This window comes from Micromonospora lupini (assembly GCF_026342015.1).
Taxonomy (GTDB): domain Bacteria; phylum Actinomycetota; class Actinomycetes; order Mycobacteriales; family Micromonosporaceae; genus Micromonospora; species Micromonospora lupini_B.
The window spans coordinates 1478932-1503144 of record NZ_JAPENL010000002.1 but is presented as its reverse complement, the minus strand read 5'-3'; the positions used below and the strand labels follow the sequence as shown (position 1 = coordinate 1503144).

25 protein-coding genes, 1 tRNA gene and 1 riboswitch are annotated in these 24213 nt (G+C 72.2%); of the genes, 12 read left to right on the top strand and 14 right to left on the bottom strand.

Features of this window, described 5'->3' with window-relative positions:
• The first annotated feature begins 82 nt into the window (after positions 1-82).
• Positions 83-2794 (top strand): LppU/SCO3897 family protein, encoded by a 2712-nt coding sequence (locus OOJ91_RS21820; protein WP_266247726.1) that lies wholly within the window; start codon positions 83-85, stop codon positions 2792-2794.
• 191 nt (positions 2795-2985) lie between these two features.
• Entirely contained in the window at positions 2986-4824 is a 1839-nt protein-coding gene (locus OOJ91_RS21815; protein ID WP_266247723.1) for an NHL domain-containing thioredoxin family protein, read from the top strand.
• A 79-nt stretch (positions 4825-4903) separates the two neighbouring features.
• Here OOJ91_RS21815 and OOJ91_RS21810 read toward each other — a convergent pair whose 3' ends face one another.
• From OOJ91_RS21810 to OOJ91_RS21800, 3 genes are read right to left on the bottom strand one after another with little or no spacing between them, the layout of a single operon-like run.
• Positions 4904-5656: a LamB/YcsF family protein gene (locus OOJ91_RS21810; RefSeq protein ID WP_266247721.1), complete on the bottom strand. Its 753-nt coding sequence runs from the start codon at positions 5654-5656 to the stop codon at positions 4904-4906.
• Entirely contained in the window at positions 5640-6503 is an 864-nt protein-coding gene (locus OOJ91_RS21805; protein WP_266247719.1) for a biotin-dependent carboxyltransferase family protein, read from the bottom strand. Before OOJ91_RS21805 ends, OOJ91_RS21810 begins: the two co-directional genes overlap by 17 nt.
• Positions 6500-7153 (bottom strand): 5-oxoprolinase subunit B family protein, encoded by a 654-nt coding sequence (locus OOJ91_RS21800; protein WP_266247718.1) that lies wholly within the window; start codon positions 7151-7153, stop codon positions 6500-6502. The genes OOJ91_RS21805 and OOJ91_RS21800 overlap by 4 nt, the downstream gene beginning before the upstream one ends.
• Positions 7154-7260: 107 nt before the next feature.
• Here OOJ91_RS21800 and trhA point away from each other — a divergent pair, with 107 nt between their 5' ends.
• Positions 7261-7938: a PAQR family membrane homeostasis protein TrhA gene (trhA, locus tag OOJ91_RS21795; RefSeq protein ID WP_007454204.1), complete on the top strand. Its 678-nt coding sequence runs from the start codon at positions 7261-7263 to the stop codon at positions 7936-7938.
• 69 nt (positions 7939-8007) lie between these two features.
• On the opposite strand, the gene OOJ91_RS21790 is transcribed toward trhA, so the two are convergent.
• Entirely contained in the window at positions 8008-8295 is a 288-nt protein-coding gene (locus OOJ91_RS21790; protein ID WP_266247717.1) for a DUF6458 family protein, read from the bottom strand.
• Between the two features lie 113 nt (positions 8296-8408).
• Between OOJ91_RS21790 and OOJ91_RS21785 the strand changes: the two genes are divergently transcribed.
• Positions 8409-8948, top strand: a complete 540-nt coding sequence (locus OOJ91_RS21785; protein ID WP_266247714.1) for a SixA phosphatase family protein — start codon at positions 8409-8411, stop codon at positions 8946-8948.
• Between the two features lie 50 nt (positions 8949-8998).
• On the opposite strand, the gene OOJ91_RS21780 is transcribed toward OOJ91_RS21785, so the two are convergent.
• The 4 genes from OOJ91_RS21780 to OOJ91_RS21765 form a co-directional block, all read right to left on the bottom strand.
• Positions 8999-9268: a DUF6458 family protein gene (locus tag OOJ91_RS21780; RefSeq protein ID WP_007454197.1), complete on the bottom strand. Its 270-nt coding sequence runs from the start codon at positions 9266-9268 to the stop codon at positions 8999-9001.
• A gap of 325 nt (positions 9269-9593) precedes the next feature.
• Positions 9594-11450 carry an acyl-CoA dehydrogenase gene (locus OOJ91_RS21775; RefSeq protein ID WP_266247709.1) on the bottom strand — a complete coding sequence of 619 codons (1857 nt, stop codon included), beginning with the start codon at positions 11448-11450 and terminating at the stop codon, positions 9594-9596.
• Positions 11451-11577: 127 nt separating this feature from the next.
• A complete protein-coding gene (locus tag OOJ91_RS21770; protein ID WP_266247706.1) occupies positions 11578-12705 on the bottom strand; it encodes a PP2C family protein-serine/threonine phosphatase in 1128 nt (375 codons plus the stop codon).
• Positions 12706-12806: 101 nt separating this feature from the next.
• Positions 12807-13442: a septal ring lytic transglycosylase RlpA family protein gene (locus tag OOJ91_RS21765; RefSeq protein WP_266247702.1), complete on the bottom strand. Its 636-nt coding sequence runs from the start codon at positions 13440-13442 to the stop codon at positions 12807-12809.
• A gap of 186 nt (positions 13443-13628) precedes the next feature.
• Between OOJ91_RS21765 and OOJ91_RS21760 the strand changes: the two genes are divergently transcribed.
• From OOJ91_RS21760 to OOJ91_RS21750, 3 genes are read left to right on the top strand one after another with little or no spacing between them, the layout of a single operon-like run.
• Positions 13629-14180, top strand: a complete 552-nt coding sequence (locus tag OOJ91_RS21760) for a phosphoribosyltransferase family protein (RefSeq protein ID WP_266247699.1) — start codon at positions 13629-13631, stop codon at positions 14178-14180.
• A 33-nt stretch (positions 14181-14213) separates the two neighbouring features.
• A complete protein-coding gene (locus tag OOJ91_RS21755; protein WP_266247693.1) occupies positions 14214-15275 on the top strand; it encodes a questin oxidase family protein in 1062 nt (353 codons plus the stop codon).
• A 57-nt stretch (positions 15276-15332) separates the two neighbouring features.
• Entirely contained in the window at positions 15333-15764 is a 432-nt protein-coding gene (locus tag OOJ91_RS21750) for an ASCH domain-containing protein (RefSeq protein WP_266247688.1), read from the top strand.
• Positions 15765-15848: 84 nt separating this feature from the next.
• Here the strand turns inward: OOJ91_RS21750 and OOJ91_RS21745 are convergent, their stop codons facing one another.
• On the bottom strand, positions 15849-16727 hold the full coding sequence (locus OOJ91_RS21745) for an LLM class flavin-dependent oxidoreductase (protein WP_266247685.1): 879 nt from the start codon (positions 16725-16727) through the stop codon (positions 15849-15851).
• Positions 16728-16851: 124 nt separating this feature from the next.
• Here OOJ91_RS21745 and OOJ91_RS21740 point away from each other — a divergent pair, with 124 nt between their 5' ends.
• The 3 genes from OOJ91_RS21740 (at position 16852) to OOJ91_RS21730 (ending at position 18522) form a co-directional block, all read left to right on the top strand.
• Positions 16852-17046 carry a hypothetical protein gene (locus OOJ91_RS21740; RefSeq protein ID WP_266247680.1) on the top strand — a complete coding sequence of 65 codons (195 nt, stop codon included), beginning with the start codon at positions 16852-16854 and terminating at the stop codon, positions 17044-17046.
• A 115-nt stretch (positions 17047-17161) separates the two neighbouring features.
• Positions 17162-17866 (top strand): dihydrofolate reductase family protein, encoded by a 705-nt coding sequence (locus tag OOJ91_RS21735; RefSeq protein ID WP_266247677.1) that lies wholly within the window; start codon positions 17162-17164, stop codon positions 17864-17866.
• Positions 17867-17877: 11 nt separating this feature from the next.
• Positions 17878-18522: a dihydrofolate reductase family protein gene (locus tag OOJ91_RS21730; RefSeq protein ID WP_266247673.1), complete on the top strand. Its 645-nt coding sequence runs from the start codon at positions 17878-17880 to the stop codon at positions 18520-18522.
• Between the two features lie 19 nt (positions 18523-18541).
• Here the strand turns inward: OOJ91_RS21730 and OOJ91_RS21725 are convergent, their stop codons facing one another.
• The 3 genes from OOJ91_RS21725 to OOJ91_RS21715 all read right to left on the bottom strand — a co-directional run bounded on the left by OOJ91_RS21725 (position 18542) and on the right by OOJ91_RS21715 (position 20432).
• Positions 18542-18907, bottom strand: coding sequence for a VOC family protein (locus OOJ91_RS21725; RefSeq protein WP_266247671.1), 366 nt, complete (start codon positions 18905-18907; stop codon positions 18542-18544).
• A gap of 993 nt (positions 18908-19900) precedes the next feature.
• Complete coding sequence (locus OOJ91_RS21720) at positions 19901-20221, bottom strand: hypothetical protein (protein ID WP_266247668.1); 321 nt, start codon at positions 20219-20221, stop codon at positions 19901-19903.
• A 137-nt stretch (positions 20222-20358) separates the two neighbouring features.
• Positions 20359-20432, bottom strand: a tRNA-Gly gene (locus tag OOJ91_RS21715).
• Positions 20433-20634: 202 nt separating this feature from the next.
• On the opposite strand from OOJ91_RS21715, the gene OOJ91_RS21710 reads away from it, so the two are divergent.
• Positions 20635-21618, top strand: a complete 984-nt coding sequence (locus OOJ91_RS21710) for a zinc metalloprotease (RefSeq protein ID WP_266247666.1) — start codon at positions 20635-20637, stop codon at positions 21616-21618.
• Between the two features lie 78 nt (positions 21619-21696).
• Here the strand turns inward: OOJ91_RS21710 and OOJ91_RS21705 are convergent, their stop codons facing one another.
• Complete coding sequence (locus tag OOJ91_RS21705; protein WP_266247664.1) at positions 21697-22254, bottom strand: pyridoxamine 5'-phosphate oxidase family protein; 558 nt, start codon at positions 22252-22254, stop codon at positions 21697-21699.
• 77 nt (positions 22255-22331) lie between these two features.
• Between OOJ91_RS21705 and dcd the strand changes: the two genes are divergently transcribed.
• Positions 22332-22910 (top strand): dCTP deaminase, encoded by a 579-nt coding sequence (gene dcd / locus OOJ91_RS21700; protein WP_266247661.1) that lies wholly within the window; start codon positions 22332-22334, stop codon positions 22908-22910.
• Positions 22911-22969: 59 nt separating this feature from the next.
• Here dcd and OOJ91_RS21695 read toward each other — a convergent pair whose 3' ends face one another.
• Positions 22970-24010 carry a C40 family peptidase gene (locus tag OOJ91_RS21695; protein ID WP_266247659.1) on the bottom strand — a complete coding sequence of 347 codons (1041 nt, stop codon included), beginning with the start codon at positions 24008-24010 and terminating at the stop codon, positions 22970-22972.
• Positions 24011-24022: 12 nt separating this feature from the next.
• Positions 24023-24159: riboswitch (cyclic di-AMP (ydaO/yuaA leader) on the bottom strand.
• Between the last annotated feature and the right edge of the window lie 54 nt (positions 24160-24213).

Here is a 24213-nt window from a genome sequence, read left to right as displayed (position 1 = left end):
GCGGTACGCCGGTGACGCCGGCAGCCATGCCGAGGAGACCGATCGGCACCGGCGGCCGACATGTGATGGAGGAGGCGCACCCATGACGTCCGAGGGCCCGCACCGTCCCGGCCAGGAGCCGGACGAGGTGTCACCGGGCGCCGGCGGACCGGCGCCGTACGGCGACCGCCCGGCGCAGCCGGACAACGGCTACAACGCTGCCGGCCCCGAAATGGGCTGGGCGCCCCCGCCACCCGCACGGCCGAACCCGTCCGCCCCGGCCTGGGCGACCCAGTCCGAGCAGCAGCCGAACCCCGCCTGGGGCGCCGCCGCCGCACCGCCGCCGCCAAGCGACCCGGCGCAGCCCGCGTGGGCCACCGGCGGTGGCACGCCGGAGCAGGGGCAGCCCGCAGCGTGGACTCCCACACAGCAGGGTTGGACGCCGCCCGAGCAGGCCGCACCCGCCTGGTCCGCCGGTCCCGCCGAGCAGCCCGACTGGGCGCAGGCCCAGCCGGCCGCCCGGGGCGCCGCGCAGGTGCCCCCCGCCACCGCCGCCTGGCCGGCCGCCCAGGACGACCCGTCCCGCTCCGGCGGGTGGGCCGCTGGCGCGGCGCAGGCCAACCCGCCCGCCGCTGAGTGGCACGCCGAGCCGGCGCAGCCCGCCGGCCGAGCCGAGGCACCCGGCCCGCAGGACGACCCGTCCGGGTCCGGTGGCTGGGCCGTCGGCGCCGCCGCTCGGGAGGACCAGCCCGTCTGGACGCCAGCCGAGCAGGCCCCGCAGACCTGGGGTCAGCCCGCCGGGCAGGCCGAGCCGACGTCCCCCGCCTGGGGGCAGGCCGAGTCCGCAGGTGCCCGTGGCGCGGCCCAGGTCCCGGCGACGAACTGGCCCGCACAGGAGGAGGCCCCGCAGCCCGCCGCCTGGGGTGGCGCCGAGGGCCGCCCGCAACAGCCGGACTGGGTGCTCTCGTCGCAGGACCAACAGGCCGAGCGTCCGGAACCGACCGCATGGCCCCAGGCCGAGCAGGCCGGCCCTGCGACCGCCCGGGCCAGCGTCAGCGTGCCCGGCAGCGACGCGACCCCCGGCTGGGCCGCCGCCGGTCCGGACAACAACCCGGTGCAGGCCAACCCCGGCGTCGCAGAGGTGCAGCCGTGGGCGCCGGGCGAGGTGTGGGGCCGCGCCGAGGCGGAAGCCTCCGCCCAGTCGCGAGGTGGCTGGGATGCCGACCGCGCCGACGAGCCACCGATCTACCAGCCCGCGCCCGCGCCGGGCATCTCACCCGCCAACGCGGTGCCGCTGCCCCCGCAGGAGCAGCGCGTGCCGGGCGCCAGCCTCGCCGCCGCCCCGCCGGCCGACTACGCGCCGTCGACGCAGTACCCCCCGATCCCCGAGCAGCCGGCGTACGCCGAGCGGGAGACCCCGGACGCCGCCGCACCGTACGAGGCCGAGCCGGCCGGCTGGGGCCGGGCCGAGGATGCCTCGGCGAGCCCCGCCGTCGTTCCTGCTCCGCGTACCTCCCCGGAGGCGGGAGCGGGCCGCGCAGTCGTACCGGTCTCGGACGCCGAGTCGGCCGCCGGCGCAGCGGGCCGCGCCTCGGCGAGCGCCTCGGTGCCGCTGGCCAGCCGGGTGATGCCCCCGAACGACCAGGCCATGCGGCCGACCAGCGCCGCCACGCCACAACCCCGGGTGTACGGCCGCCCGGCCCGACCCGAGCCGGACAACGAGCCGGAGCAGGCCGCCCCGGAGGCGTTCCAGGCCGACCCGGCCCCCGAGCGTTCGGGCACCCCCGACTGGCAGCAGGACGCCGGCCGCCAGGGCACCCCCGACTGGCAGCAGGCGCCGGACCGTCAGGGCGCACCAGACTGGCAGCAGGACGCCGGCCGCCAGGCCGCACCAGACTGGCAGCAGGACGCCGGCCGCCAGGGCACCCCCGACTGGCAGCAGGCGCCGGACCGTCAGGGCGCACCAGACTGGCAGCAGGACGCCGGCCGCCCGGCCACACCCGACTGGCAGCAGGACGCCGGCCGCCAGGCCACGCCCGACTGGCAGAACGGGCCGGACCGGCAGGGCTTCCCCGGTTGGGGCGACGACTCGCCGTCCGAGTCGCAGTTCGACGACCGGGAACGGTCGTCGACGCCGGGCGGGTTCGGTGAGCCCCCCTCGGCCGCCGCGGCGCCGCCGGCGTTCCCACCCGGTGTGCCGTCCTTCGTCGACACGCCAGGCAACAACCGTCCGGTGAACGGGGTTCGGCCGCAGTCCGGCGGTGAGCGCCAGGCCGACCGCTTCGGGGCACCGGCCGCCGGCACCGCCGCGGTGAGCGGCGTGCCGAGCTTCGGTGGGCCGGCCATCGAGCAGGCGCCGGGTGGTCAGTTCCCTGCCTTCCCGCCGCCGCAGCAGCCGGTGCCGTCCTGGGGCCAGGAGGCCACCGAGTCGGACCAGGGCCGGTTCGACGCGTTCAAGCCGGACGCGGAGGAGCCCAAGGCGGAGCTTCCGGTGCCGAAGGTACGCAACGGTCGGGTCCTGGCCGCGGTGTTGATCGCCGCCGTGCTCATCCTGGCGGTACCGCTCGGCCTGCTGATGCTGCTCGGCAAGTTCGGTGGCGGGGACGACTCACCGGCCTTCGACCCGGCTGTCGGCACCTGCGTGAAGCAGGTCGGCCAGGGTGCCTCGGCGGTGGACTGTGGCGAGGCGGGCGCGTTCACGATCGTCTCCAAGGTGGACGCGAAGGACAAGTGCGCCGACCCGGTTCAGCCCCACGTGGTGCTGCCCGGCGAGGGCACCAACCGGGTTCTCTGCCTCAAGCCGGCCACCAAGTAGACCCACCGACGGCGGGGTCACGGGCAACCGTGGCCCCGCCGCCGTCGCCTGGCCTGCTCCTTGATCGGTGGCAGTTGAGCAACTCGACACGCCGGGTATCGCGCTGCTGAGCTGCCAACGATCACCGGCACTTCGCCCCTGTCGTCCGGGTCACGGCGGCCGGGCCGGCAGGGCGTGGCAGGCTGACAGGCATGGGAACGACAGCGCGCGTACGGGCACCCGAACTACGGGGCCGGCAGTGGCTCAACACCGGCGGCAAGGACCTGACCCTGCAGGATCTACGCGGCAAGATCGTCCTCGCTGATTTCTGGACCTTCTGCTGCATCAACTGCCTACACGTGCTCGACGAGCTGCGGCCGCTGGAGGAGAAGTACGGCGACGTGCTCGTCGTGATCGGTGTGCACTCGCCGAAGTTCGAGCACGAGAAGGACGCCGACGCGCTTGTCGCCGCCGTCGAGCGGTACGGCGTGCACCACCCCGTACTCGACGATCCCGAGCTGGACATGTGGCAGCAGTACGCGGCCCGCGCCTGGCCGACCCTGTCGGTGATCGACCCCGAGGGTTACGTGGTGGCCACCATGGCCGGCGAGGGTCACGCCGAAGGGCTGGCCCGGCTGATCGACGAGCTGATCGCCACCCACGAGGCCAAGGGCACCCTGCACCGGGGCAGCGGTCCGTACGTGCCGCCACCAGCCCCCGAGACCGCGCTGCGCTTTCCGGGCAAGGCGGTGCTGCTGCCGGACGGCAACCTGCTGGTCTCGGACTCGGCCCGGCACTCACTGGTCGAGGTGGCTCCGGACGGTGAGACGCCGGTGCGCCGCATCGGCTCGGGCGAGCGGGGTCGGGTCGACGGGCCGGCGGCCGCGGCGACGTTCTCCGAGCCACAGGGCCTCTGCCTGCTGCCCACGCACGTCGCCGAGGTGGCCGGGTACGACCTGGTGGTCGCCGACACCGTCAACCACCTGCTGCGCGGCGTACGGCTGGAGTCCGGTGAGGTGGTCACCGTCGCCGGCAGCGGCAGGCAGTGGCGGGCCTCGGTCGACGACCACGCGCACGACGCGCTCTCGGTGGACCTGTCCTCACCGTGGGACCTGGCCTGGTACGACGACAAACTGATCATCGCGATGGCGGGCATCCACCAGCTCTGGTGGTTCGACCCGATCAAGCGGACCGCCGGCATGTACGCGGGCACCACTGTCGAGGCGCTGCGCGACGGCCCGCTGGCCGAGGCGTGGATGGCGCAGCCGTCGGGGCTGTCCGTCTCCGCCGACGGCGCCCGGCTCTGGATCGCCGACAGCGAGACCAGCGCCGTTCGCTACGTCGAGAACGGGGTGCTGGGCACCGCCGTCGGGCAGGGGCTCTTCGACTTCGGGCACGTGGACGGGCCGGCCGAGTCGGCGCTGCTCCAGCACCCGTTGGGGGTGTGCGCGCTGCCGGACGGCTCGGTGCTGATCGCGGACACCTACAACGGCGCGGTGCGCCGCTTCGACCCGGCCACCGGCCAGGTGTCCACGGTCGCGGACGGGCTGGCCGAGCCGAGTGACCTGGTGCTCACCCCGGCCGGCGAGGTGCTGGTGGTGGAGTCCGCCGCGCACCGCCTGACCCGGCTGGCGCCCGGCGCGCTGTCGGCGGCCGGTGCGAGCACCGTGGACGGCCCCCGGCACCGCACCGAGCGGAAACCGACCGACGTCGCGGCGGGCGAGGTGAGGTTGGACATCGTCTTCACGCCCGCGCCGGGGCAGAAGCTGGACGAGACGTACGGGCCGTCGACCCGGCTGGTGGTCTCCGCGTCCCCGCCGGAGCTGCTGCTGGAGGGCGCGGGCACCGGCACCGAGCTGTCCCGTCGGCTGGTGCTCAACAGCGAGGCGACGGGCGGGGTGCTCCAGGTGACCGCGCAGGCGGCGACCTGCGACGCGGACGTCGAGCACGCGGCCTGCCACCTGACCCGGCAGGACTGGGGCGTCCCGGTGCGGGTGGTCGACGGCGCGGCGTCCCGGCTTCCGCTGGTCCTGCGCGGCCTCGACGCCTGACCGGCGCTGCGCGGCCTCGACGCCTGACCGGCCCTGCGCGGCTCCGACGCCTGACCGGCGTCCTGCGCGTCCTCGACGCCTAGGCGGCGAACGGGGCGAGCGGGACGTCGGCGTCGATCAGGGAGGCGCGGACCAGCTCGGTGGCGGAGACCGCCCCCGGTGTGTCCCCGTGCACGCAGATCGACTCCACCGGGCAGGGGATCACGCTGCCGTCCACCGCCACGACTGTTCGTTCGGTGGCCATCCGTACCGCCCGGGTGGCCACCTCCTCCGGATCGGTGATCAGCGCGCCGGGTGCGCCGCGCGGCACCAGCGACCCGTTGGGTAGGTAGCCGCGGTCGGCGAAGGCCTCGGCGACCACGGGCAGGCCCGCGCCGACGGCGAGCTGGGCGAGCGTCGAGCCGGGCAGGCAGAGCACGGGCATGTCGGGGTCGTGGCCGCTGACGGCGGCGACCACCGCCGCCGCCTGGGACTCGTCGGTGGCGGCCGCGTGGTAGAGCGCCCCGTGCGGCTTGAGGTAGCGGACCCGGGTGCGAAAGAGCCGGCAGAACGCGTCCAGCGCGCCCAACTGGTAGGTGATCTCGTCGCGCAGTTCGGCGAAGTCGTACGCGATGCGCCGCCGGCCGAAGCCGGCCAGGTCCCGGTAGCCGACCTGCGCGCCCACCGCGACGCCGCGCCTCGCCGCGCCCTCGCAGACCCGCCGCATGGTGGACGGGTCACCGCCGTGGAAGCCGCAGGCCACGTTTGCGGAGGTCACCAGGGCCAGCAGTGCGTCGTCGTCACCGAGTCGCCAGATGCCGAATCCTTCGCCCAGGTCAGCGTTGAGGTCCATGAAATCTGACGGTAGTACCTGGCCGGGCCTGCGCGAGCGGGGTCACGTCGGTGACCACCCCGATGACCGGGTAACCGCCGGTGGTCGGATGGTCGGCGAGGAAGATCAGGGGTTGGCCGTCCGCCGGCACCTGGACCGCCCCGAGCACGATGCCCTCGCTTGGCAGTTCGCCGGCGACCGCGCGGGGCAGGGCCGCGCCGGCGAGTCGCGCTCCGACCCGGTTGCTGACCGGGCTGACTGTGTACGCGGTGCCGAACAGCAGGTCGAGCGCGCCCGGGGTGAACCAGTCGTCGCGGGGGCCGAGGCGCACGCTCAGGCGCAGTTCGGGTGCGGGTGGCGGGCCGACGGTCACGTCCACAGGCGCGGGTTCGGCACGTGGCACGCCGAGCTGCAGCAGGTCGCCGTCCCGCAGCACGGGTGGGCCGAGCCCGGCGAGGGTGTCGGTGGCGCGGCTCCCGAGCACCTGCGGCACGTCGATCCCGCCGGCCACGGCGAGCCAACTCCGTACGCCCCGCCGGGCGGGGCCGACGTGCAGCACGGTCCCGGCCGGAACGGTGAGCGGACGGCCGGTGTCGCCCGGACGGTCGCCGGCCCGCACCGCCACCTCGGCGCCCGTGATCGCCACGGTGGCGGCGTGGGTCAGCCGCAGCGTGCAGCCGCTAAGCGTGATCTCCAGGCCGGCGGCGTGCTCGGGGTTGCCGACCAGCCGGTTGGCGAGCCGCAGGGCGGTCGGGTCGAGGGCCCCGGAGCGAGGTACACCGAGGTGCGCCCAGCCGGGTCGGCCCAGATCCTGCACTGTGGTGAGCGCGCCCGCGCGGAGCACCTCGATCTCGGCGGCGCGGTTCACGTCGCCACCATCCGGACGCGCGTGCCGGGGCCGAGCCGGGCGGGCGGGTCGCCGTCGACGTCGAAGAGGGGCAGGTCGGTCCGGCCGACCAGCAGCCAGCCGCCGGGGGACGCGCTCGGGTAGATGCCGGCGTACGGGCCGGCCAGGGCGACCGAGCCGGCCGGCACCCGGGGGCGGGGAGTGGGCAGCCGGGGGAGCGCCAGGTCGGCGGGGAGCCCGGTCAGGTACGGAAATCCTGGCGCGAACCCGCAGAACGCGACACGGAACCGGGTGCCGGTCAGGCGGCGCAGCACGGCCGGCACGTCGACGCCCCAGTGCTCGGCGACCAGTGGCAGGTCCGGCCCGTCGAACTCGACCGGAACGACGACCTCCCCGCTGTGGCCGCCGTCGGCGGTGGCAGTGGCAGTGGCGGCTGCGGTCACCGCCGGGGTCCAGCGGGACAGCAGGTCGGCGGTGGCGGCGGGGTCGGGCAGGCCGTCGAGCAGGACGGTGCGGGCCGCCGGCACGATCTCGACGACGCTCAGGTCACCGTGCTCGCGGCGGCGCCACAACTCGGCCCGCCACGCTTCGACAAGGGCCTCCTCGGGGATGTCGGCCGGGGCGGTGCAGTCGAGCAACAGGGCGTGCGCACCGGCGGGTCGGATCCGCATCCGCTCATCCTCGCCGATGCCGTGCCCGCGCGGTGTTCACGGTGACGGTGCTCGGTGTCACCGGCTTGACTACTTGAAAGTAACCTACGGTGCCGTAACCTGATCTCGTGACCACCTCCGCCCCGCTTCGCCTGAAGCCGGTCGACATCGGCAAGCCCCGGATGCGCGGCTGGCTGCACACGTACGCCTTCTTCGTCGCCGTGGTCTGCGGCATCGTGCTCTGCTCGATCGCCGCCACGCGACCGGGCTGGGCGCCCCTGGTGAGCTGCGTCATCTACAGCCTGACGGTCTGCGGGCTGTTCGGCACGAGCGCCCTGTACCACCGTCGAGTGTGGTCGGAGCGCGGCTACCAGGTGATGCGCCGGATGGACCATTGCATGATCTTCGTGTTCATCGCCGGCACGTACACCCCGCTCTGCGTCATGCTGCTCTCGACCCGGCAGGCCACCCTGATGCTGGCCCTGGTCTGGGGTGGCGCACTGGCCGGTGTGGCGCTCAAGGTGATCTGGCCGCACGCGCCGCGCTGGGTCTCCGCGCCGCTCTACCTGGCGCTCGGTTGGGTGGCGGTGGCCATGCTGCCGCAGATCCTGCACGGCGGCGGTGTCGCGGCGCTGGTGCTGCTGATCGTCGGCGGAGCCATCTACAGCGTCGGCGCGGTCTTCTACGCGCTGCGCCGCCCCAACCCGTGGCCCGCAGTCTTCGGCCACCACGAGTTCTTCCACGCCTGCACCCTGCTGGCGGCGCTGTGCCACCACATCGCGATCTACTTCGCACTGTTCGCCTGAGGCAGACCCCCGCACACGCGAGCCGGGGCCCCGCCACGCTGCGGGACCCCGGAGTGTGCGAATGCGGGATCAGACCGGGCGGCCCGGCCGACGCACCTCGCGGTACTCCTGCATGACCTGGTCGCCCTGGACCGGCACCACCCGGTCGGCCACCACGCGCTCCTCGCGGACCGGGGCGGCGACCACCGTACGGCGGCGGCTGTTCCAGAAGTAGAGGGTGATGAGCAGGCCGGCCACGCCGGCGAGCATCAACACCCAGCCGACCACGGCCAGGTCCAGCCAACCCAGGTCGGCTTCCACGGCGAACGCGAAGATCGCGCCCAGCGCGATCAGGAAAATGCTGCCACCAATGCCCATGTCTCGCTCCTCGGCTCTAACCTGGCGTACGGCGCGCCGCGGCCGTTGGTAGGGGGTGCGGCATCCCTGCACTTACCCCGGCAGGGAGATCGCCAATCGGGCAAGCTGGTGGCATGACGGACAGTCACCCCGAGACGCGGACACTGGTGTTGCTCAGGCACGCGAAGGCCGAACAGGGCGACGACGGCACGGACGACGCCGAGCGGGCGCTCAGCGCACGCGGGGAGGCCGACGCGGCGGCGGCCGGCGCCTGGTTGGCCCACCACGATCTACTGCCCGACGTGGTGATCTGCTCGACCGCCCGGCGCACCCGGCAGACCTGGCACGGGGTGGCGATGGGGATGGCCGGCTCGCCGCCTGAGGGTGGGCCGACCGGTCCCCGCCCTACCGTCCGCTACGAGCCTGGCGCGTACGACGCCCACCCCGAGGAACTGCTGGCGCTGGTGCGCACCGCCGATCCGACGGCTCGGGTGGTGCTGTTGATCGCCCACAATCCGGGCGTCTCGCTGCTGTCCGCGTTTCTCGACCCGGAGACGTCGGACGAGGAGGGTTTACGGACCGCCGAGCTGGCGGTGCACCGCGGCGTGGCCACCTGGACGGAGTGGGGGCGAGGCGGGGCGCCTGTCGCGCAACGGCACACGGCACGCGGCTGAGCCACCCGCCGGGCGGGTGGCTCAGGCGTGCGCGCTCGGGCGTGCGGAGGTCAGGACGGTGGCGCGGTCGGCGGCGGCGGGTCCGGCGGCGGCGGCATCATCGCCGTCGGATGAGACAGCCGGTTCTCCTCCACGATGAGGGTCCGGGCCCGCTTGCGCCGGTCCTGCCAGAACCAGAGGGTGGTCAGCAGCACGGCCAGCCCGGCCAGGATGAACACCCAGCCGACCGCGCGCAGGTCTATCCACCAGACGTTTGCCCTGATCGCAAAGGTCATGATCGCGCCAAGCGCGATCAGAAAGATGCCGCTACCTACACCCATGTGCGCTGCACTCCCCCGTGCGGTGGCTCTGGGCGTTCCCTTTCGAGGTCACGCGACGGTTACCCGTCCAGCCGCCGACCTACCCGACCCGGTTCGCACAATGCCCCAGCTTCGCGCCGGCAGCGGCTGGTCCGACAAACGTCGCTGTCGGGCGTTTTCGCCGTACCCGATGCCAGGCAGGCCGGGGCCGGGCAGGTCGGGCATGCGTCATCGTCTGCGCTGTCCGTGGGAGGACGGCGACGGCCGACGGGACAGGTGCCCGCCGGCCGTCGGCGCGGGTTACCGGGTGGTGCGACCCGGAACCTTCAGGTGTGCCGTGGCACGGTCAGAAGGCCTCCTCCGGGAGGTCCATGATGTCGAGGTCGGCGCCCTCGATGATCCGCCGGTCGGCGCCGATGCGCGGGAGCACCTCACGGGCGAAGAATCGGGCGGCGGCCACCTTGCCGGTGTAGAACGCCTTGTCGCTGGCGGAGACGTCGCCGGCCAGCGCCTTGAGGGCGACGTCGGCCTGCTTCTGGAGCAGCCAACCGACGACCAGGTCACCGATGGCCAGCAGGAACCGCCGGCTGCTCAGGGCGACCTTGTAGAGCGCGCGGGTGTCGCCGCCCTGCGCCTCGCCCAGCCAGCCGGTCAGCACACCGAGGATGCTCTGGATCTCGGCGAGCGCCTTGCCGAGCGCCTGCCGCTCCTCCTTGAGCTGGCCGTTGCCAGCCTCGGAGGAGATGAACTCCTGGATCTCGCCGGAGACCGCGAGCAGCGCCTTGCCGTTGTCCCGGACGATCTTGCGGAAGATCAGGTCCAGGCTCTGGATGGCCGTGGTGCCCTCGTACAGAGTGTCGATCTTGGCGTCCCGGACGTACTGCTCAAGGGGGTAGTCCTGGAGGAAGCCGGAGCCGCCGAAGGTCTGCAGGGCCTCGTGGCCGAGCAGCTCGTACGCCCGCTCCGAGCCGACGCCCTTGACCAGCGGCAGGAGCAGGTCGTTCACCCGCTTGGCCAGCTTGGTGGCCTTCTCGTCGCCGGCAGCCTCGGCCAGCGCGACCTTGTCCTGCCAGGTGGCGGTGTAGAGGACCAGGGCACGCAGACCCTCGGCGTACGACTTCTGCAGCAGCAGCGAGCGACGAACGTCCGGGTGGTGGGTGATGGTGACCCGGGGGGCGGTCTTGTCGGCCTGCTGGATCAGGTCGGCGCCCTGCACCCGGTTCTTCGCGTACTCCAGGGCGTTCAGGTAGCCGGTGGAGAGCGTGGCGATGGCCTTGGTGCCGACCATCATCCGGGCGTACTCGATGATCATGAACATCTGCCGGATGCCGTCGTGCCTGTCGCCGAGCAGCCAGCCCTTGGCCGGTACGCCGTGCTCGCCGAAGGTCACCTCACAGGTGTTGGAGACCTTCAGGCCCATCTTGTGCTCGACGTTCGTGGCGTAGACGCCGTTGCGCTCGCCCAGCTCGCCGGTGGTCTCGTCGAAGTGGAACTTGGGCACCACGAAGAGGGACAGGCCCTTGGTGCCGGGGCCGCCGACGCCCTCCACGCCCACCGGGCGGGCCAGCACGTAGTGCACGATGTTGTCGCTCAGGTCGTGCTCGCCCGAGGTGATGAACCGCTTGACGCCCTCGATGTGCCAGGTGCCGTCGGGCTGCTGGATCGCACGGGTGCGGCCGGCGCCGACGTCCGAGCCGGCGTCCGGCTCGGTGAGCACCATCGTGGAGCCCCACTGCTTGTCGATGAAGAGCTTGGCCCAGCCCCTCTGCCGCTCGTTGCCCTCGACGTGCAGCACGTGCGCGAAGGACGGGCCGGAGGCGTACATCCAGACCGGCGCGTTCGAGCCGAGCACCAGCTCGGCGAGGGCCCACCAGAGGGCGCGCGGCGCGTTGGTGCCGCCCAGCGCGGGCGGCAGATCCAGCCGCCAGAACTCGGAGTCCATGAACGCCTGGTAGGACTTCTTGAACGACTCCGGCAGCGGCGCGGTGTGCGTGGCCGGGTCGAAGACGGGCGGGTTGCGGTCGCTGTCCGTGTAGCTGGCGGCCAGGTCCTCACGGGCGAGGCGGTCCACCTCGGCGAGGAAGCTCCGGGCGGTGTCGGTGTCGAGGTCCGAGTACGGCTCCTGGCCGAACGCCCGGTCCGCCCCGAAGACCTCGAACAGGTTGAACTCAAGGTCCCGGAGGTTGCTCTTGTAGTGGGTCATGCTCGCTGGCCCCGCTTCCGGACAGGTGTTACCGATCAGTAACCCCGACTGTATTACTCGCGGGTAGGCAGCGACAAGCCGATCACGTAAGTGACGGCCATTACACAGTTCCGCGCCGCCGCCGCGCTCAGCTCTCGGCGGCGCCGACCTCCCAGCTCGGCACGGCCGACGTCGCGCCCGTGCGGGCACCGACGTACTCCATCAGGACCAGGGCGATGTCGTCGTCCAGGTGCCCGCGCACCCACTCGACGAGGGCCGTCTCCAGCGAGGCGAGCCCGTCGGCGACAGTGCCGTGCCCGAGCAGCCGCCACGCCCGGTCGGCGGTGGGGAAGAACTCACCGTCCCGCCGGGCCTCGCCCAGACCGTCGGTGAACAGCAGCAGGCGGTCGCCGGGCTCCAGGCGTTCCACGCGGGGGCGCACCACAGGCATGAACCCGAGCGGCGGCGCCGGCGCCGGCGGCTCCAGTGGGATCACCGCGCCCCGGCGCAGCAGCAGCGGCGACGGGTGGCCGCAGTTGACGATCGTGAGCGTCCCGCCCCGCTCCTCCACCAGCGCGGCGGTCACGAAGTCCTCGTCGCCGACGTTGCGGGCCACCGCGCGGTCCAGGTCGGCGACGACGGCGCGCAGGTCGGCCCGCTCGTAGGCCACGTGCCGGTACGAGCCGAGGACGATGCTGGCCAGCCGGACCGCGTCCAGGCCCTTGCCGCGGACGTCACCGATGATCATGCGGACGCCGTACGGGGTGTCGATCGCCTCGTACAGGTCGCCGCCGATCTCGGCCGTCGCGGTGGAGGAGATGTAGCGACCGGCGACCGAGAGCATGCCTACCTGCGGCCCGAGCGGGCGCAGCACCGCCTGCTGGGCAACCGAGGCCAGCTTGGTCAGCTCGACGATGTGCTCCGCCTGCCGCTGGCGTATCGAGGCCACCGCCACTGCCAACCCGCTCGCGAGCGCGACGCCGACCACGTTGACCGAGGTCACCATCATCATCTTCGGGTCGACCAGAGCGAAGCCCACCCCGATCAGGGTCGCCGCGGCACCGACACCAAGCACCACCCGCCAGGCCGCCAGGGCGGCGGCCAGGAGCGGAGGGGCCACCAGGAGCGCGACGTAGTGCGCCCGGCGACCGTCGGCCGCCTCCAGGCCCGAGACGATCGCGAGCAGGGCGAGGGCCGCGCCGAGGCCGGCGCGGGATCCGGGGCTCAGCGGGCTACGGCCCGACTGGAGGAGTCGCGTGGGTACGAGGGACAGCATGCCTGATCCACGTGAACCGGTGAATGAACCTGGCCCGTCGTCCGAGGATGTTCTGTCCGGCCGGCCCAGGCTCGCGGCCGGATCGGCGTTCCCGGCTGCGCTCAGCCGAGCACCTCGTAGCGGACGGTGAGCGCGCCCACGTCGGTCGAGGCGATGGTCGCGAACGCGGCGCGGGACAGGTCCAGGCAGCGACCGTCGATGAACGGGCCACGGTCGTTGATCCGCACGACCACCGACTTGCCGCTGCTCGGGTTGGTCACCCGGACCCGGGTGTTGAACGGCAGCGTCTTGTGGGCCGCGGTCAACTCGTTCGGGTTGAACGACTCGCCGTTGGCGGTGAGCTGCCCGTCGGAGTAGAAGGAGGCGCCACACGAGCCGCTCTCCAGCACCTTCGCCGCCGTGGTGGTCTTCTTCGCGGTCGGGCGCGGCTTCGGCGCCGCGGTCCGGGCCTTGCCCCGGGAGGCGGCCTGCGCCGACCGGCTGGCGGACGGGCTGGCCGTCGCGCTCGGCGAGGCGCTGGCGCTGGCGCTCGGGGAGGCGGTCGGAGAGCTGGGGGCGAGGCTGGCGGGGGTGGTCGGGGTGAGATCGAGAGCCGCCTGGCCCGACTGCCCGGAGCCCGAGGTCAGCTGGACGGCGCCGACGGTGCCGCCGACGGCGAGGGCGACGCCGACCGCCGCGGTGGCCGCGATGCCCGCCGGAGAGGAGAAGATGCGGGTACGGGAGTGCCTGCCTACCACCGGCCGGTCCTTTCGTCGATTGAACAAACCGGGTCGGACCGTAACGAGAGAAGCACTTCCGAAGTCAACGTGATCATAGTGTTATGACCGTATTTGCCATACTACGTGTAGCCGATCATCCGAGGCCGGGTGGGTCGACCGGCCCGCGTGCGGACGCGCCGAGCACACGTGCCGCACGATGGACCGATGCCCGCTGAGCTGACCGAACGCCTGGCCGCCCTGTTCCGGTGGATCGACCCCGGCCCCGACGCCAGCCACCTGGTCAGCGACATCTCCGGCTGGTGGCGCGACCCCACCGTGCTCGCCGAACTGGGACCGGCCCTGGTGGCGCCGTACCGGGCCGCCCGCCCGACAGTGGTGCTCGCCCCGGCGGTCACCGGTCTGCTGCTCGGGCCACTGGCCGCCACAGCCCTCGGGGTCGGCTTCGTGGCCGCACACAAGCCCGGCGACGGCAGGTTGCCGGCCGGCCCGCTCACCTGGGCGCAGAGCCCGCCTGACTACCGGGGCCGGCAGGTCGACCTGGCCGTCCGGGACCGGCACCTCGGCCCCGAAGACCGCGTCCTGGTGGTGGACGACTGGGTACGCACCGGCGCACAACTGCACGCCCTCTACGACATCTGCGCCAGGCGCGGCGCGCAGGTGCTCGGCACCGCCGTGGTGGCCGTCGACTGCCCGCCCGAGACCACCACCGCACTGCGGATCACCGGCCTCATCGCCGGCTCGGATCTGCCCACTTGACCTGAAGCCCGCTTCACCTTCGACGATCGATGCATGAGCGACGGAATCCTCGACGAGGCGTACGACAGGCTGCACCGAACCGGCCCGGAATACGAGGGCTGGCTGTCCAACCACGGTCCGATGGCCGTCGAGGCGCTGGCCCGGCACGGCCACGAGCAGCGGGTGCACCGCTGGCTGGACGACTACCTCACCCGGCTCGACGAGCTGCCGCGCGGGCTGCGCCCGATCGACGACTGGCGTGCGGCGCTGGGCGACGCGAAGCGGGCCGGTGACTGGTTGGCGTACTTCGACCGGCACCTGCGCGAGCAGCCGTGGCGGGACGTGCTCGGCACCTGGTGGCCCCGCCTGCTGCCCGGCATCGCCGCCGGCGCGACGCACGGGGTGATCCGGGTCGGGCACGCCGTACGCGCCCTGCACCTGCACGACGAGAGCCCGCAACGGCTCACCGAGCTGGGTCAGGCTCTCGGCTACTGGGCCGCTCGCTGGCAGCCGGTGCCCGGCGCCGACCGGCTGCTCGCCGCCGCCACGTCGGGCCCACCCGAGGCCGGCCCGGACACCGCGGGACCGGATGTGGCCGCCGCGCTGGCCGGGTTGCCCCGGATCGACCACCGGACCGGGGGCATCCGGGAGCGGCTGGGTCGGCTGGTGGGCGTACCCCGATGGGAACCGGCGCTCGCGGCGCTGCGCCCCGCGCGGACGCCGACCGAGGCGGAGGCCGGGCTCGGCACGCTTGTGCACCGCGCCGGCCTCGACTACCTGCGCTTCGGGCACGCCGAGCCGATCATGCTGGTGCACGCGGTCACCGCGCCGACCGCCGTGCTGCGTACCCTGCCGGCACTGGACCGGGCGCTGTGGGCGCCGAGCCTCGCCGCGGCCTGGGCCGCGACGGCGGCCGTGACCTCGGTGTACGCCCCGACCGACGGGATCGCGTCGCCATCGGTGACCGCCGCGACCCCGGCGGAGGCCTTCGCCCGCGCGGCCCGACACGGCGACGCCCATGTGGTCAAGCTCGCCGACGCGGTCCTCGACGCGCACGCCGCCAGCGGTGACCAGCGGCTGCTCGACGCCGCGGGCTACGCCGCGCAGCTGATCTGAGCAGCGCCTGAGGAATTACCGCGACGACGCCGGCCACGCTGGCCTAGCCTCGGCAGGATGTGGCCTCGGATCGGTGCTCTGCGCACACTCGCCCTCGGCACCCCCGGCGAACTGCGGGCGACCCTGAACACCCTGGTGCTGGCGGGCGTGAAGACCGCGACGGCCGGCCGGCTCGCCGAGTACGCGGAAGAGGGCGAGGAGTTGGAGCAGGTCGGCGAGCGGCTCGTGCTTGTCGACGACAACGACGCGTTGGCCGGCGTCGTGGAGATCACCGGCGTCGAGGTGGTCCGCTTCGGCGACGTGCCCTGGGAGTTCGCGCGCGCCGAGGGCGAGGGTGACCGCTCGATCGAGGAGTGGCGGGCCGGGCACTCGGCCTACTGGGCGCGGCTCGGCACCCCCGTCGACGACGACACGCCCATCGTCTGCCTGCGCCTGCGGCTGGTCTCCGCTGGCGAGGGCGGCGTGGCCAGCGGCGATCTCGGCACCTGAGCCCTCGCTACAGGCGCCTGGCCGCCGCTCGGCGCGCTGCCTCAGACGCGCAGCTCGGGCCTGGCCGCCGCTCGGCGCGCTGCCTCAGGCGCGCAGCTCGGGCAGCAGTCGCGTCGCCACGTCGGCCAGGACGGCCTCGTCGCCCGCGTACCAACTGCTCGCGCGCGGCCAGTGCGTCACCACATCGGTGAAGCCGAGGTCGGCGGCCCTACCCACCTGGTCGGCGAAGAACTGCGCGCTGCTGAGCGAGAACACCGGCGCCGCGTCCATCGACAGGTAGCGGTCCAGCGTCGCCGGGTCGCGGCCGGCCTCGTCCAGCGTCCGGTCCATCCGCGCCGACAACGCCGACACCGTGCCCCACCAGCCCTCCACGTCGTCGGCCTCGGTGCCGGTGGTCACCCAGCCCTGACCGAACCGGGCCACCAGCCGCATCGACCGTGGACCGTTCGCGGCGACCACGAACGGCACCCGGGGCCGCTGCACACAGCCGGGGTTGTTGCGGGCGTCGACCGCGGCGAACCACTCACCACGCCAGGTCGTGCCGTCCTCGCGCAGGATCAGGTCCAGCAGTTCGGTGAACTCGGCGAACCGGTCGACCCGCTGCCGTGGCGGCAACGTCTCACCGCCCAGCACCGCCGAGTCGAAGCCGATGCCACCAGCGCCCAGCCCCAGCAGCAGCCGGCCGTCCGAGACGTCGCCCACAGTGGTGATCTGCCGGGCGAACGCGGCCGGGTGCCGGAAGTTCGGCGACGCCACGAGCGTCCCCAGTCGGATCCGGGACGTCACAGTCGCGGCGGCGGTAAGCGTGGCCATCGAGTCGAACCACGGGCCGTCGACCAGGTCCCGCCAGCCCAGGTGGTCGTACGTCCAGGCGTGGTCGAAGCCCCACTCGTCGGCCTGCCGCCAGCGACGCTGCGACTCCGCCCACCGCTGGTCCGGCAGGATCACGATGCCAATCCGCATGATCGCCAGCCTAGCCGCGCCCGCTGTACCCGCACTGGGAGCGCGGCAGCGAGGCCCGGCGAGCCGCGCGGATGTGCAGGGCTGCGGGGCACCCAGGACGCCGGGCTTTCGCTACCGTTCCGCCGTGGACCCACTGTCACGGCGGGCCGACTCGGTGCGCATTCTGGGCACCCTGTCGCTGATTGCCGGCTTCCTGACGTCGCTTCTCACCATGCCGTCCGACAGCGGCGGGCTCCAACCACAGATCCTGGCCGCCTTCCTCATCCTGACCGGCATCGGCCTGCGCATCGAGGCGGCGATCGTCGACCGCAGGTCGTAACCCTCTCGGCGTGACTCAGGTCACAGTTGGCCGTGGTAGGGGCGTCCTGAATCGGCTCCGACCTCTCTGCGAGCAGGCACCCGCTGGTGCCGCCCGAGGAGAGGGAAGAAGCGACATGACCAAGGTGACCGCCCAGCTGTCGGTGTCGGTGGACGGGTTCTACGCCGGCCCGTTGTTCGACGGCGACGGCGACTGGATGGACTCGGCCGAGAGCGCCGGCTTCTTCCGGGTCACCCGCTGGGTGACCGACGCGATGGCGTGGCGCGAGCGACAGGGCTTCGCCGGAGGCGAGCAGGACACCAACTCCGAGGTGATCGCCGAGACGTTCGGCGCCGCCGGCGCGTACGTCATGGGCCGGCGGATGGCCGACGGCGGCGAGGCGCCCTGGGGCGAGGAGCCGCCGTTCCGCGCGCCGGTCTTCGTCGTCACGCACCGACCCCGCGAAACCCTCCTGCGCGGCGGCGGCACCAGCTTCACCTACGTCACCGACGGCGTGGCCAGCGCCGTCGAGCAGGCGCGCGCGGCGGCCGGCGGCCGGAACGTCGCCGTCGCCGGAGGCGGCAGCCTGGTACGACAGGTGCTCAAGGCCGGCCTGCTGGACGAGTTGGAGCTGCACGTCGTACCTGTCGTGCTCGGCACCGGCCTGCGGCTGCTCGACGCCGACCTCGACCTCGGCGACAAGGAGGCCATCGAGCTGACGCCGACCCGGGTCATCCCCACACCGCAGGTCACCCACATCCGGTACCAGGTGACCGGTCGCGCCCCGCTGCTGCTCGACGACCGGGGCAGCGGTGGCGGCCCGACGACGACCACGAACTGAAGGAGATGCCAATGCCGCAGCTGTTGCGGGTGCAGTGCTTCAACGTTTCACGCGACGGGTTCGGCACCGGCGAGGGGCAGAGCCTGGAACGGCCCTTCGGCCACGCGGACCCCACCGCCCTGTTCTCCTGGCGTTCCGCCACCGCCAGCTTCGTGTACCGCACCGAGCAGGGCGGCACTCGCGGCCTCGACGACTACCTGACCCGCGACGCCGAGTGCAACATCGGCGCGGAGATCATGGGCCGGAACAAGTTCGGCCCCCAGCGCGGCCCCTGGGAGAACCACGAGTGGCAGGGCTGGTGGGGGGACAACCCGCCGTTCCACACGCCGGTCTTCGTGCTCACCCACCACGTACGCCCGTCGTTCACGCTTGCCGACACCACGTTCCACTTCCTCGACACCAGCCCCGCCGAGGCCCTGGCCCAGGCGAAGAAGGCAGCCGAGGGTCGGGACGTACGCCTCGGGGGCGGGGTGGCCACCATCCGCGCGTTCCTCGAGGCCGACCTGGTCGACACGATGCACATCGCCGTCGCGCCCGTCGACCTCCACCGGGGCGAGCGGCTGTGGGACGACCACACCGAGCTGCTCGACCGCTTCCACCTGGAGTCGGTCCCCAGCCCCAGTGGGGTCACCCATCTCCTGTTCTGGAGACGATGACCGGCCGCCAGCACGGCCGCTACAGGCGGGACAACACCAGCAGCCGATTGCCGTCCGGGTCGGTGACCCGGGCGGACCGCTCACCCCAGGGCTGGTCGACCGGCTCCTCGGTGACCGTCGCGCCGCCCGCACGCAGGGCATGCACGGCCGCGTCGCAGTGGTCGGCGTACACGCACAACTCCCAACGACGCGAGAGGGCAGGGTCGCCGGCATGCGGATCGGCGGCCAGGCCCAGCTCGCTGCTGCCAAGCCGCAGCGCCACGAACTCCGGCTCGCCGTCCTCGGGGAACCGATAGGTCAGCTCGAAGCCCACGACGTCCCGGTAGAACGCGATCAACCGCGGCAGGTCGGGCGTCGTCACGATGGGGAAAGCCTCGGTGAACACGCGACCACCTCCTCACCGGACCCTAATCGGCCCAGGCGTCGTGGCCACACCCCTGGCGCGGTCGGTCACTCATAGATCTTGGACAGTCACCGTGACCGCTAAGCAGCCGGACGCCTACGTGTGGGCCGTCGACTACGACAGGGCACCCGACTACGGTGGATTCGTCCTCCGTAGATCAGCCAGGCGACGAGCATGGAATCAGAGACATCGAGGGTCTGACATATCGCATCTGCCACGCGAAGCGGGTCCGGCGCAGAGCCGCCGTCAGCCTGTCCGCAGGCAACTCGGACGGCATTGCCGGTGGCTGCGCCCTGCCGCTCGTTAGGGGCTAACCCCCTGAGCCTTCGTTGAGCCAGGTACCTGCTCCCGGCACCGTTCGATAACTGAGTTGATCGCAGCTGTCTCCGACTCGGCCAGGGCTCTGCGGTGCAGGATAATCCCCTTCTGATTCGGCGAACCAAAGAAGTAGGCGTCGGGCGTGACGACAACTTCCGTCATGTCCTCCCATCGGATCGGGCGCTGGGACACAGCAGTCTCTATCTCGACACCTTGTGGAGAGACCCTGAAGGTGACTGGCCTGTACGCCCAGTCAGGGAAACGCCGAACCGTCAGTTCAACGCGCCACCATCGATAGGTCCAAGCGGCCAGGACGCCCAGCGAACAGATAGCTGCCACGACCAACTGCTCAGCGCAGAGGGCGATCACGCCAGTCAGCGCCGCAATCATTCCCCCCAGGCTTACCCGCCCGATCTCGCGAGCGTAGACCGTGCGTGTAGTGCGGCGAAGATCTCGTCGGTTACGAAGAATCGTTACCTCAACGCCGTCTTGCATGGGGTGCTGCACGGGGGCAGCATGGCAAGAATTGCGGCAGAGCGTCAAGATCCAGCGACCGAATTCGCAACTCGCCCCGCCAAGCGGACCTGGACGCTCACACGAGCGCTGACGCGGGTTGACCTTGAGATGCCTGGGCTAATAGCACGCCAATGGCACGGGCTACCCGTCCTCGAATGGCTCGTCATGCCAGCGAAAATTGGCCTCGTCGTCCTCGATGGCGAGCAGGAACTCGGCCACCTGGCGGCCGTCTGGGTGGGTCATGGTGAGGGCAGCCCGGATGTCGTCGTCGATCCGGATCATCGCCTCGTCGTCGTCCGCGTCGAGGGCTGAGTGCCGCGCGACGAAGAGTGGGCGAAGCGGCTCGAACCCCGGCAGCGCGCGGAACCGGCCGGACGTCCACGGGAAGTCGTGACCCTGCTCGTCGATCTCGCCGACCAACTCTCCCCGGTGGTACAGCCGCCACACCCTGCCCGTGTCCACCGCGAAAGCGTAGGCGGCGCTGGGGCGGTCGGTTCTGGCGCGGTGATGGGTGGCCCGGAAAGCATGGCGGCCATCGTTAACCGCGCGGAACGTCGAAGGCCCTGGCCAGAACTGGCGTCCTGGGCAGGGCCCTCGCTTGGAGCGGGTGACGGGAATCGAACCCGCACTGTCAGCTTGGGAAGCTGATGTTCTGCCATTGAACTACACCCGCAGGCGGCACCACTGTACCCGAGTCGTCGAACCGGTGCACCCGGCCACCCCGCGTCCCGGCGGGCAGCCCTCACCTCGGAAGAAGTTTCCTGACGGCAACATATGGCCGTTCTCAAATGCGTCGATGGGTTGTAACGTCTGCCACACGTTCCCAGCCACGGCGTGACACACCCCCTGCCGCGCCGCCAGAAAGAGGTGGGCCCATGGGACTCCGTCCCAACCTGCTGACCCGGCGCGCCGCCGGTGTCGCGTCGACCACCCTCGCGCTGCTGCTCAGCACCGCTGCGGTGGGCGTCGTTCCGGCTGCTTCAGCCTTCTCCGCGGCCCCTGGCGGCGCCTGCGCGGAGCCGGCCGACAGCCACGCCAACGCCCGGGTGAAGCCCGGCGCGGCGGCCACGCACGAGCCTAACGAGCTGACCGCGAAGCAGGTCCGTGAACGCGACGCCGACCTCGCGGCGGCCTTGCGCGAGCGCGCCAACTTCCGGGCCGGCGCCGGCGCCACGACGCTGGCCACCGTCACCATCCCGGTGGTGGTGCACGTGATCCAGGAGAACAGCACCCGGGCCGGCGGCAACATCCCGGACTCGCTGATCACCTCGCAGATCAGCGTGCTCAACCAGGCCTACGCGGGCGGGACCGGCGGCGCGGCCACCGCCTTCGCCTTCCGACTCGACAAGATCAACCGGGTGACGAACCCGTCCTGGTACCCGATCGTCGACGGCTCGTCGGCGGAGCGGTCGATGAAGTCGTCGCTGCGGGTGGGCGGCAAGAACACGCTCAACATCTACCTGGGTGAGCTGAGCGACGACCTGCTGGGCTGGGCGACCTTCCCGCAGCGCAAGCTCAGCAGCATGGACGGCGTGGTCGTGCTGAACGAGTCCCTGCCGGGGGGCACCGCCACCAACTACAACCAGGGCGACACCGGCACCCACGAGATCGGGCACTGGCTGAACCTCTACCACACCTTCCAGGGTGGCTGCGGCGGCTCGGGCGACGGCGTCAGCGATACCCCGGCCGAGGCGTCACCGGCCTACGAATGCCCGACCGGGCGCAACACCTGCTCGGCGACCGGCCTGGATCCGATCACCAACTTCATGGACTACACCTACGACTCGTGCATGTACCAGTTCACCTCGGGGCAGGCGAGCCGCATGCTGACCGCGTGGAACGCGTACCGCGCGGCGTAGCCCTCCTCGCGTACACCCGGTGCCGGCTCCGTCACGACGGAGCCGGCACCGGCGTCTTGTTCGACAGCAGGGCCGTGGTCAGGCGGCCGTGCACTGGACGTCACGGCTGCGCCGGGTCGGGCGCGTCTGCGGTACGGCGACAGGGGCGGCCGGTGCGGGCGGGGCTTGCGGATCCAGCCAGACCCGAACGGCGGGGCGGCTCGGAGTGACACCCGGAACGCCGGCGGCGTGCTGCTCACGACGGGTCAACATCGCCACGTCGACTGTGAACTCGAACAGCCGCCAGTCGATCTGCGACTCGGCGCGGGCGCTCTGCGCCAGCCGGGCGACCCGGACCGGGTCGGTGACAGGCCAGGCGTGGCCCGCCACGTACGCCTCGTCGTCGCTCTCCTCCGGGGGGAACGAGTGCAGCGCGTAGCGGCCGTCCCGTTCGAGGTCACGCCGCTTCGGCGAGTCGATGATGAAGCAGAAGAGACCCTCGTCGGTGATGACCGGGGAGACCGGGTGAACCCGGGGCCCGCCGTCGGCGCGGACCGTGGCCAGGTAGCCGAAGCCCGGCCCGTACTGCTGCAGGAGAACGCGGATCCCGTCGGCGAGGCGGGGCTCGTCGGCGGCGAATTCGGACCAGGAAGCCATGCCGGCATTCTATCGAACAAATGTACGAGGAGCGACCTCGACACGCTGGTCACCGCCACCCTCGCTATGGTGGTCCGATGCTGCTCTCCGACCGTGACCTGGTCTCCGAGATCAAGGCCGGCACGCTGGGCCTGGAACCGTTCGAGCCCACCCTGGTCCAACCGTCCAGCATCGACGTACGACTCGACCGGCTGTTCCGCGTCTTCAACAACCATCTCTACACCCACATCGACCCGGCCATGCAGCAGGACGACCTGACCTCGGTGGTCGAGGTGCCCGACGGCGAGCCGTTCGTGCTGCACCCGGGGGAGTTCGTGCTCGCCTCGACGCTCGAGGTGATCTCGCTCGGCGACCAGCTCGCGGGCCGGCTGGAGGGGAAGAGCTCACTGGGCCGCCTCGGCCTGCTCACCCACTCCACCGCCGGGTTCATCGACCCGGGCTTCTCCGGCCACGTGACGCTGGAGCTGTCGAACGTGGCGAACCTGCCGATCACCCTCTGGCCCGGCATGAAGATCGGCCAGCTCTGCATCTTCCGGCTGTCCTCGCCGGCCGAGCACCCGTACGGGTCGGTGGTCTACGGCTCGCGGTACCAGGGTCAGCGGGGGCCGACGCCGAGCCGCTCCTGGCAGAACTGGCGTGCCTGGCCGACGCGCTAGGAGACGACGAGGGCCCGCCGCGACAGGATCGCGACGGGCCCTAGTGCGTTCGGCGTCGGTCAGCCGGGACGGCCGTAGCTGTGGATCGGCCCGTCGTCGACCTTCTTCATCTTGACGGGCTGACCTGCCTGGGAGGCGTGCACCACCCAGCCGCCGCCGACGTACATGCCGACGTGGTGGATGTCGCTGTAGTAGAAGACCAGGTCGCCGGGGCGCAGGTCGCCCCTGCTGACGTTCTTGGTCGCCCGGCTCTGCGCGGCGGCGTTGTGCGGCAGCGACACGCCTGCCTTCGCCCACGCGGCGAGCATCAGCCCGGAACAGTCGTACGAGTTCGGACCCTCGGCACCCCACACGTACGGCTTGCCGATCTGGGCGCAGGCGAACTTGACCGCCGTGCCCGCGGCGCCGCCGGGGTAGCTGGCCGGGCAGGGCGCCGGACGCAGCGAACCGCCGCCGCCGTTGCCGTACACCTTGAGGCGCAGCTTCTGCAGCCTGTCGATCTCTTCGTTGATCTGCTTCTTCTTCGCCGCCAACTGCGCCTCGGTCCGGGTCAGCTGGGCCACCATCTCGTCGAGCGGCGCCTTCTGCCGGGCCAGCTCGTCGCGGAGGCCGGCGACCTGCCGGACGTCCTGCTGCTGGTTGTGGGCGAACCGGTCGAGCATCTCGAGCTGCCCGACCACCTCGCTGGGCGACCGGCTGCCGAGCATCGTGTTGACCGTCGACAGGTTCTCGCCCATGTACGCGCGCACGGCCAGCGCGCTGACCTTGTTCATCGCGGCGTCGACCTGGCGCTCCAGGGGCGCGATGCGCGCGGCGAGCGTGTCGGCCTGCTTGCGCTTGACGGCCAGGTCCGCGCGGGTGGCGTTGTGCCGTTCGATGACCGGTTCGAGCTTGTTCCAGTCGGCGTCGATCTGGCGCTCGATCTCGGCGACGGACGGATCCGCGTGCGCCGCCGTGGCGCTGCCGGTCAGGACGACGGCGACGCCGACCAGGGCGGCGAGGGCGGTGGTGAAGCGGGACCAGCGTGGACGCGGCACTGTCGACGTCGGGTCGGCCGAGGCCGACCGTTCAAGCGACGGCCACTGGACATGGAGGGCCACCGGGTTCCGTACTCCTTCTTCCTGACCGCCTACCGGGTTAGCTGACGGGTTCGGGCGGGAAGTTGGCGCCCTACCGCATTGGCTGCGGATTCACCCCGGGGGAACCTGGGTCCCCGGCTCGCTCGCAAGCGACTCGGCGGTGTCGGTCCGTTACCGCCCGGGTGGGCAGACCTGCAACCGGGCCGACAAATGACCAGAGTAGA

Excerpts from the sequence above, each read along its gene's own strand:
- OOJ91_RS21820 (WP_266247726.1), top strand. The coding sequence starts at position 83 with ATGACGTCCGAGGGCCCGCACCGTCCCGGCCAGGAGCCGGACGAGGTG.
- OOJ91_RS21815 (WP_266247723.1), top strand. The coding sequence starts at position 2,986 with ATGGGAACGACAGCGCGCGTACGGGCACCCGAACTACGGGGCCGGCAG.
- OOJ91_RS21810 (WP_266247721.1), bottom strand. The coding sequence starts at position 5,656 with ATGGACCTCAACGCTGACCTGGGCGAAGGATTCGGCATCTGGCGACTC.
- OOJ91_RS21800 (WP_266247718.1), bottom strand. The coding sequence starts at position 7,153 with ATGCGGATCCGACCCGCCGGTGCGCACGCCCTGTTGCTCGACTGCACC.
- OOJ91_RS21790 (WP_266247717.1), bottom strand. The coding sequence starts at position 8,295 with ATGGGCATTGGTGGCAGCATTTTCCTGATCGCGCTGGGCGCGATCTTC.
- OOJ91_RS21785 (WP_266247714.1), top strand. The coding sequence starts at position 8,409 with ATGACGGACAGTCACCCCGAGACGCGGACACTGGTGTTGCTCAGGCAC.
- OOJ91_RS21780 (WP_007454197.1), bottom strand. The coding sequence starts at position 9,268 with ATGGGTGTAGGTAGCGGCATCTTTCTGATCGCGCTTGGCGCGATCATG.
- OOJ91_RS21775 (WP_266247709.1), bottom strand. The coding sequence starts at position 11,450 with ATGACCCACTACAAGAGCAACCTCCGGGACCTTGAGTTCAACCTGTTC.
- OOJ91_RS21770 (WP_266247706.1), bottom strand. The coding sequence starts at position 12,705 with ATGCTGTCCCTCGTACCCACGCGACTCCTCCAGTCGGGCCGTAGCCCG.
- OOJ91_RS21760 (WP_266247699.1), top strand. The coding sequence starts at position 13,629 with ATGCCCGCTGAGCTGACCGAACGCCTGGCCGCCCTGTTCCGGTGGATC.
- OOJ91_RS21755 (WP_266247693.1), top strand. The coding sequence starts at position 14,214 with ATGAGCGACGGAATCCTCGACGAGGCGTACGACAGGCTGCACCGAACC.
- OOJ91_RS21750 (WP_266247688.1), top strand. The coding sequence starts at position 15,333 with ATGTGGCCTCGGATCGGTGCTCTGCGCACACTCGCCCTCGGCACCCCC.
- OOJ91_RS21745 (WP_266247685.1), bottom strand. The coding sequence starts at position 16,727 with ATGCGGATTGGCATCGTGATCCTGCCGGACCAGCGGTGGGCGGAGTCG.
- OOJ91_RS21735 (WP_266247677.1), top strand. The coding sequence starts at position 17,162 with ATGACCAAGGTGACCGCCCAGCTGTCGGTGTCGGTGGACGGGTTCTAC.
- OOJ91_RS21730 (WP_266247673.1), top strand. The coding sequence starts at position 17,878 with ATGCCGCAGCTGTTGCGGGTGCAGTGCTTCAACGTTTCACGCGACGGG.
- OOJ91_RS21710 (WP_266247666.1), top strand. The coding sequence starts at position 20,635 with ATGGGACTCCGTCCCAACCTGCTGACCCGGCGCGCCGCCGGTGTCGCG.
- OOJ91_RS21705 (WP_266247664.1), bottom strand. The coding sequence starts at position 22,254 with ATGGCTTCCTGGTCCGAATTCGCCGCCGACGAGCCCCGCCTCGCCGAC.
- dcd (WP_266247661.1), top strand. The coding sequence starts at position 22,332 with ATGCTGCTCTCCGACCGTGACCTGGTCTCCGAGATCAAGGCCGGCACG.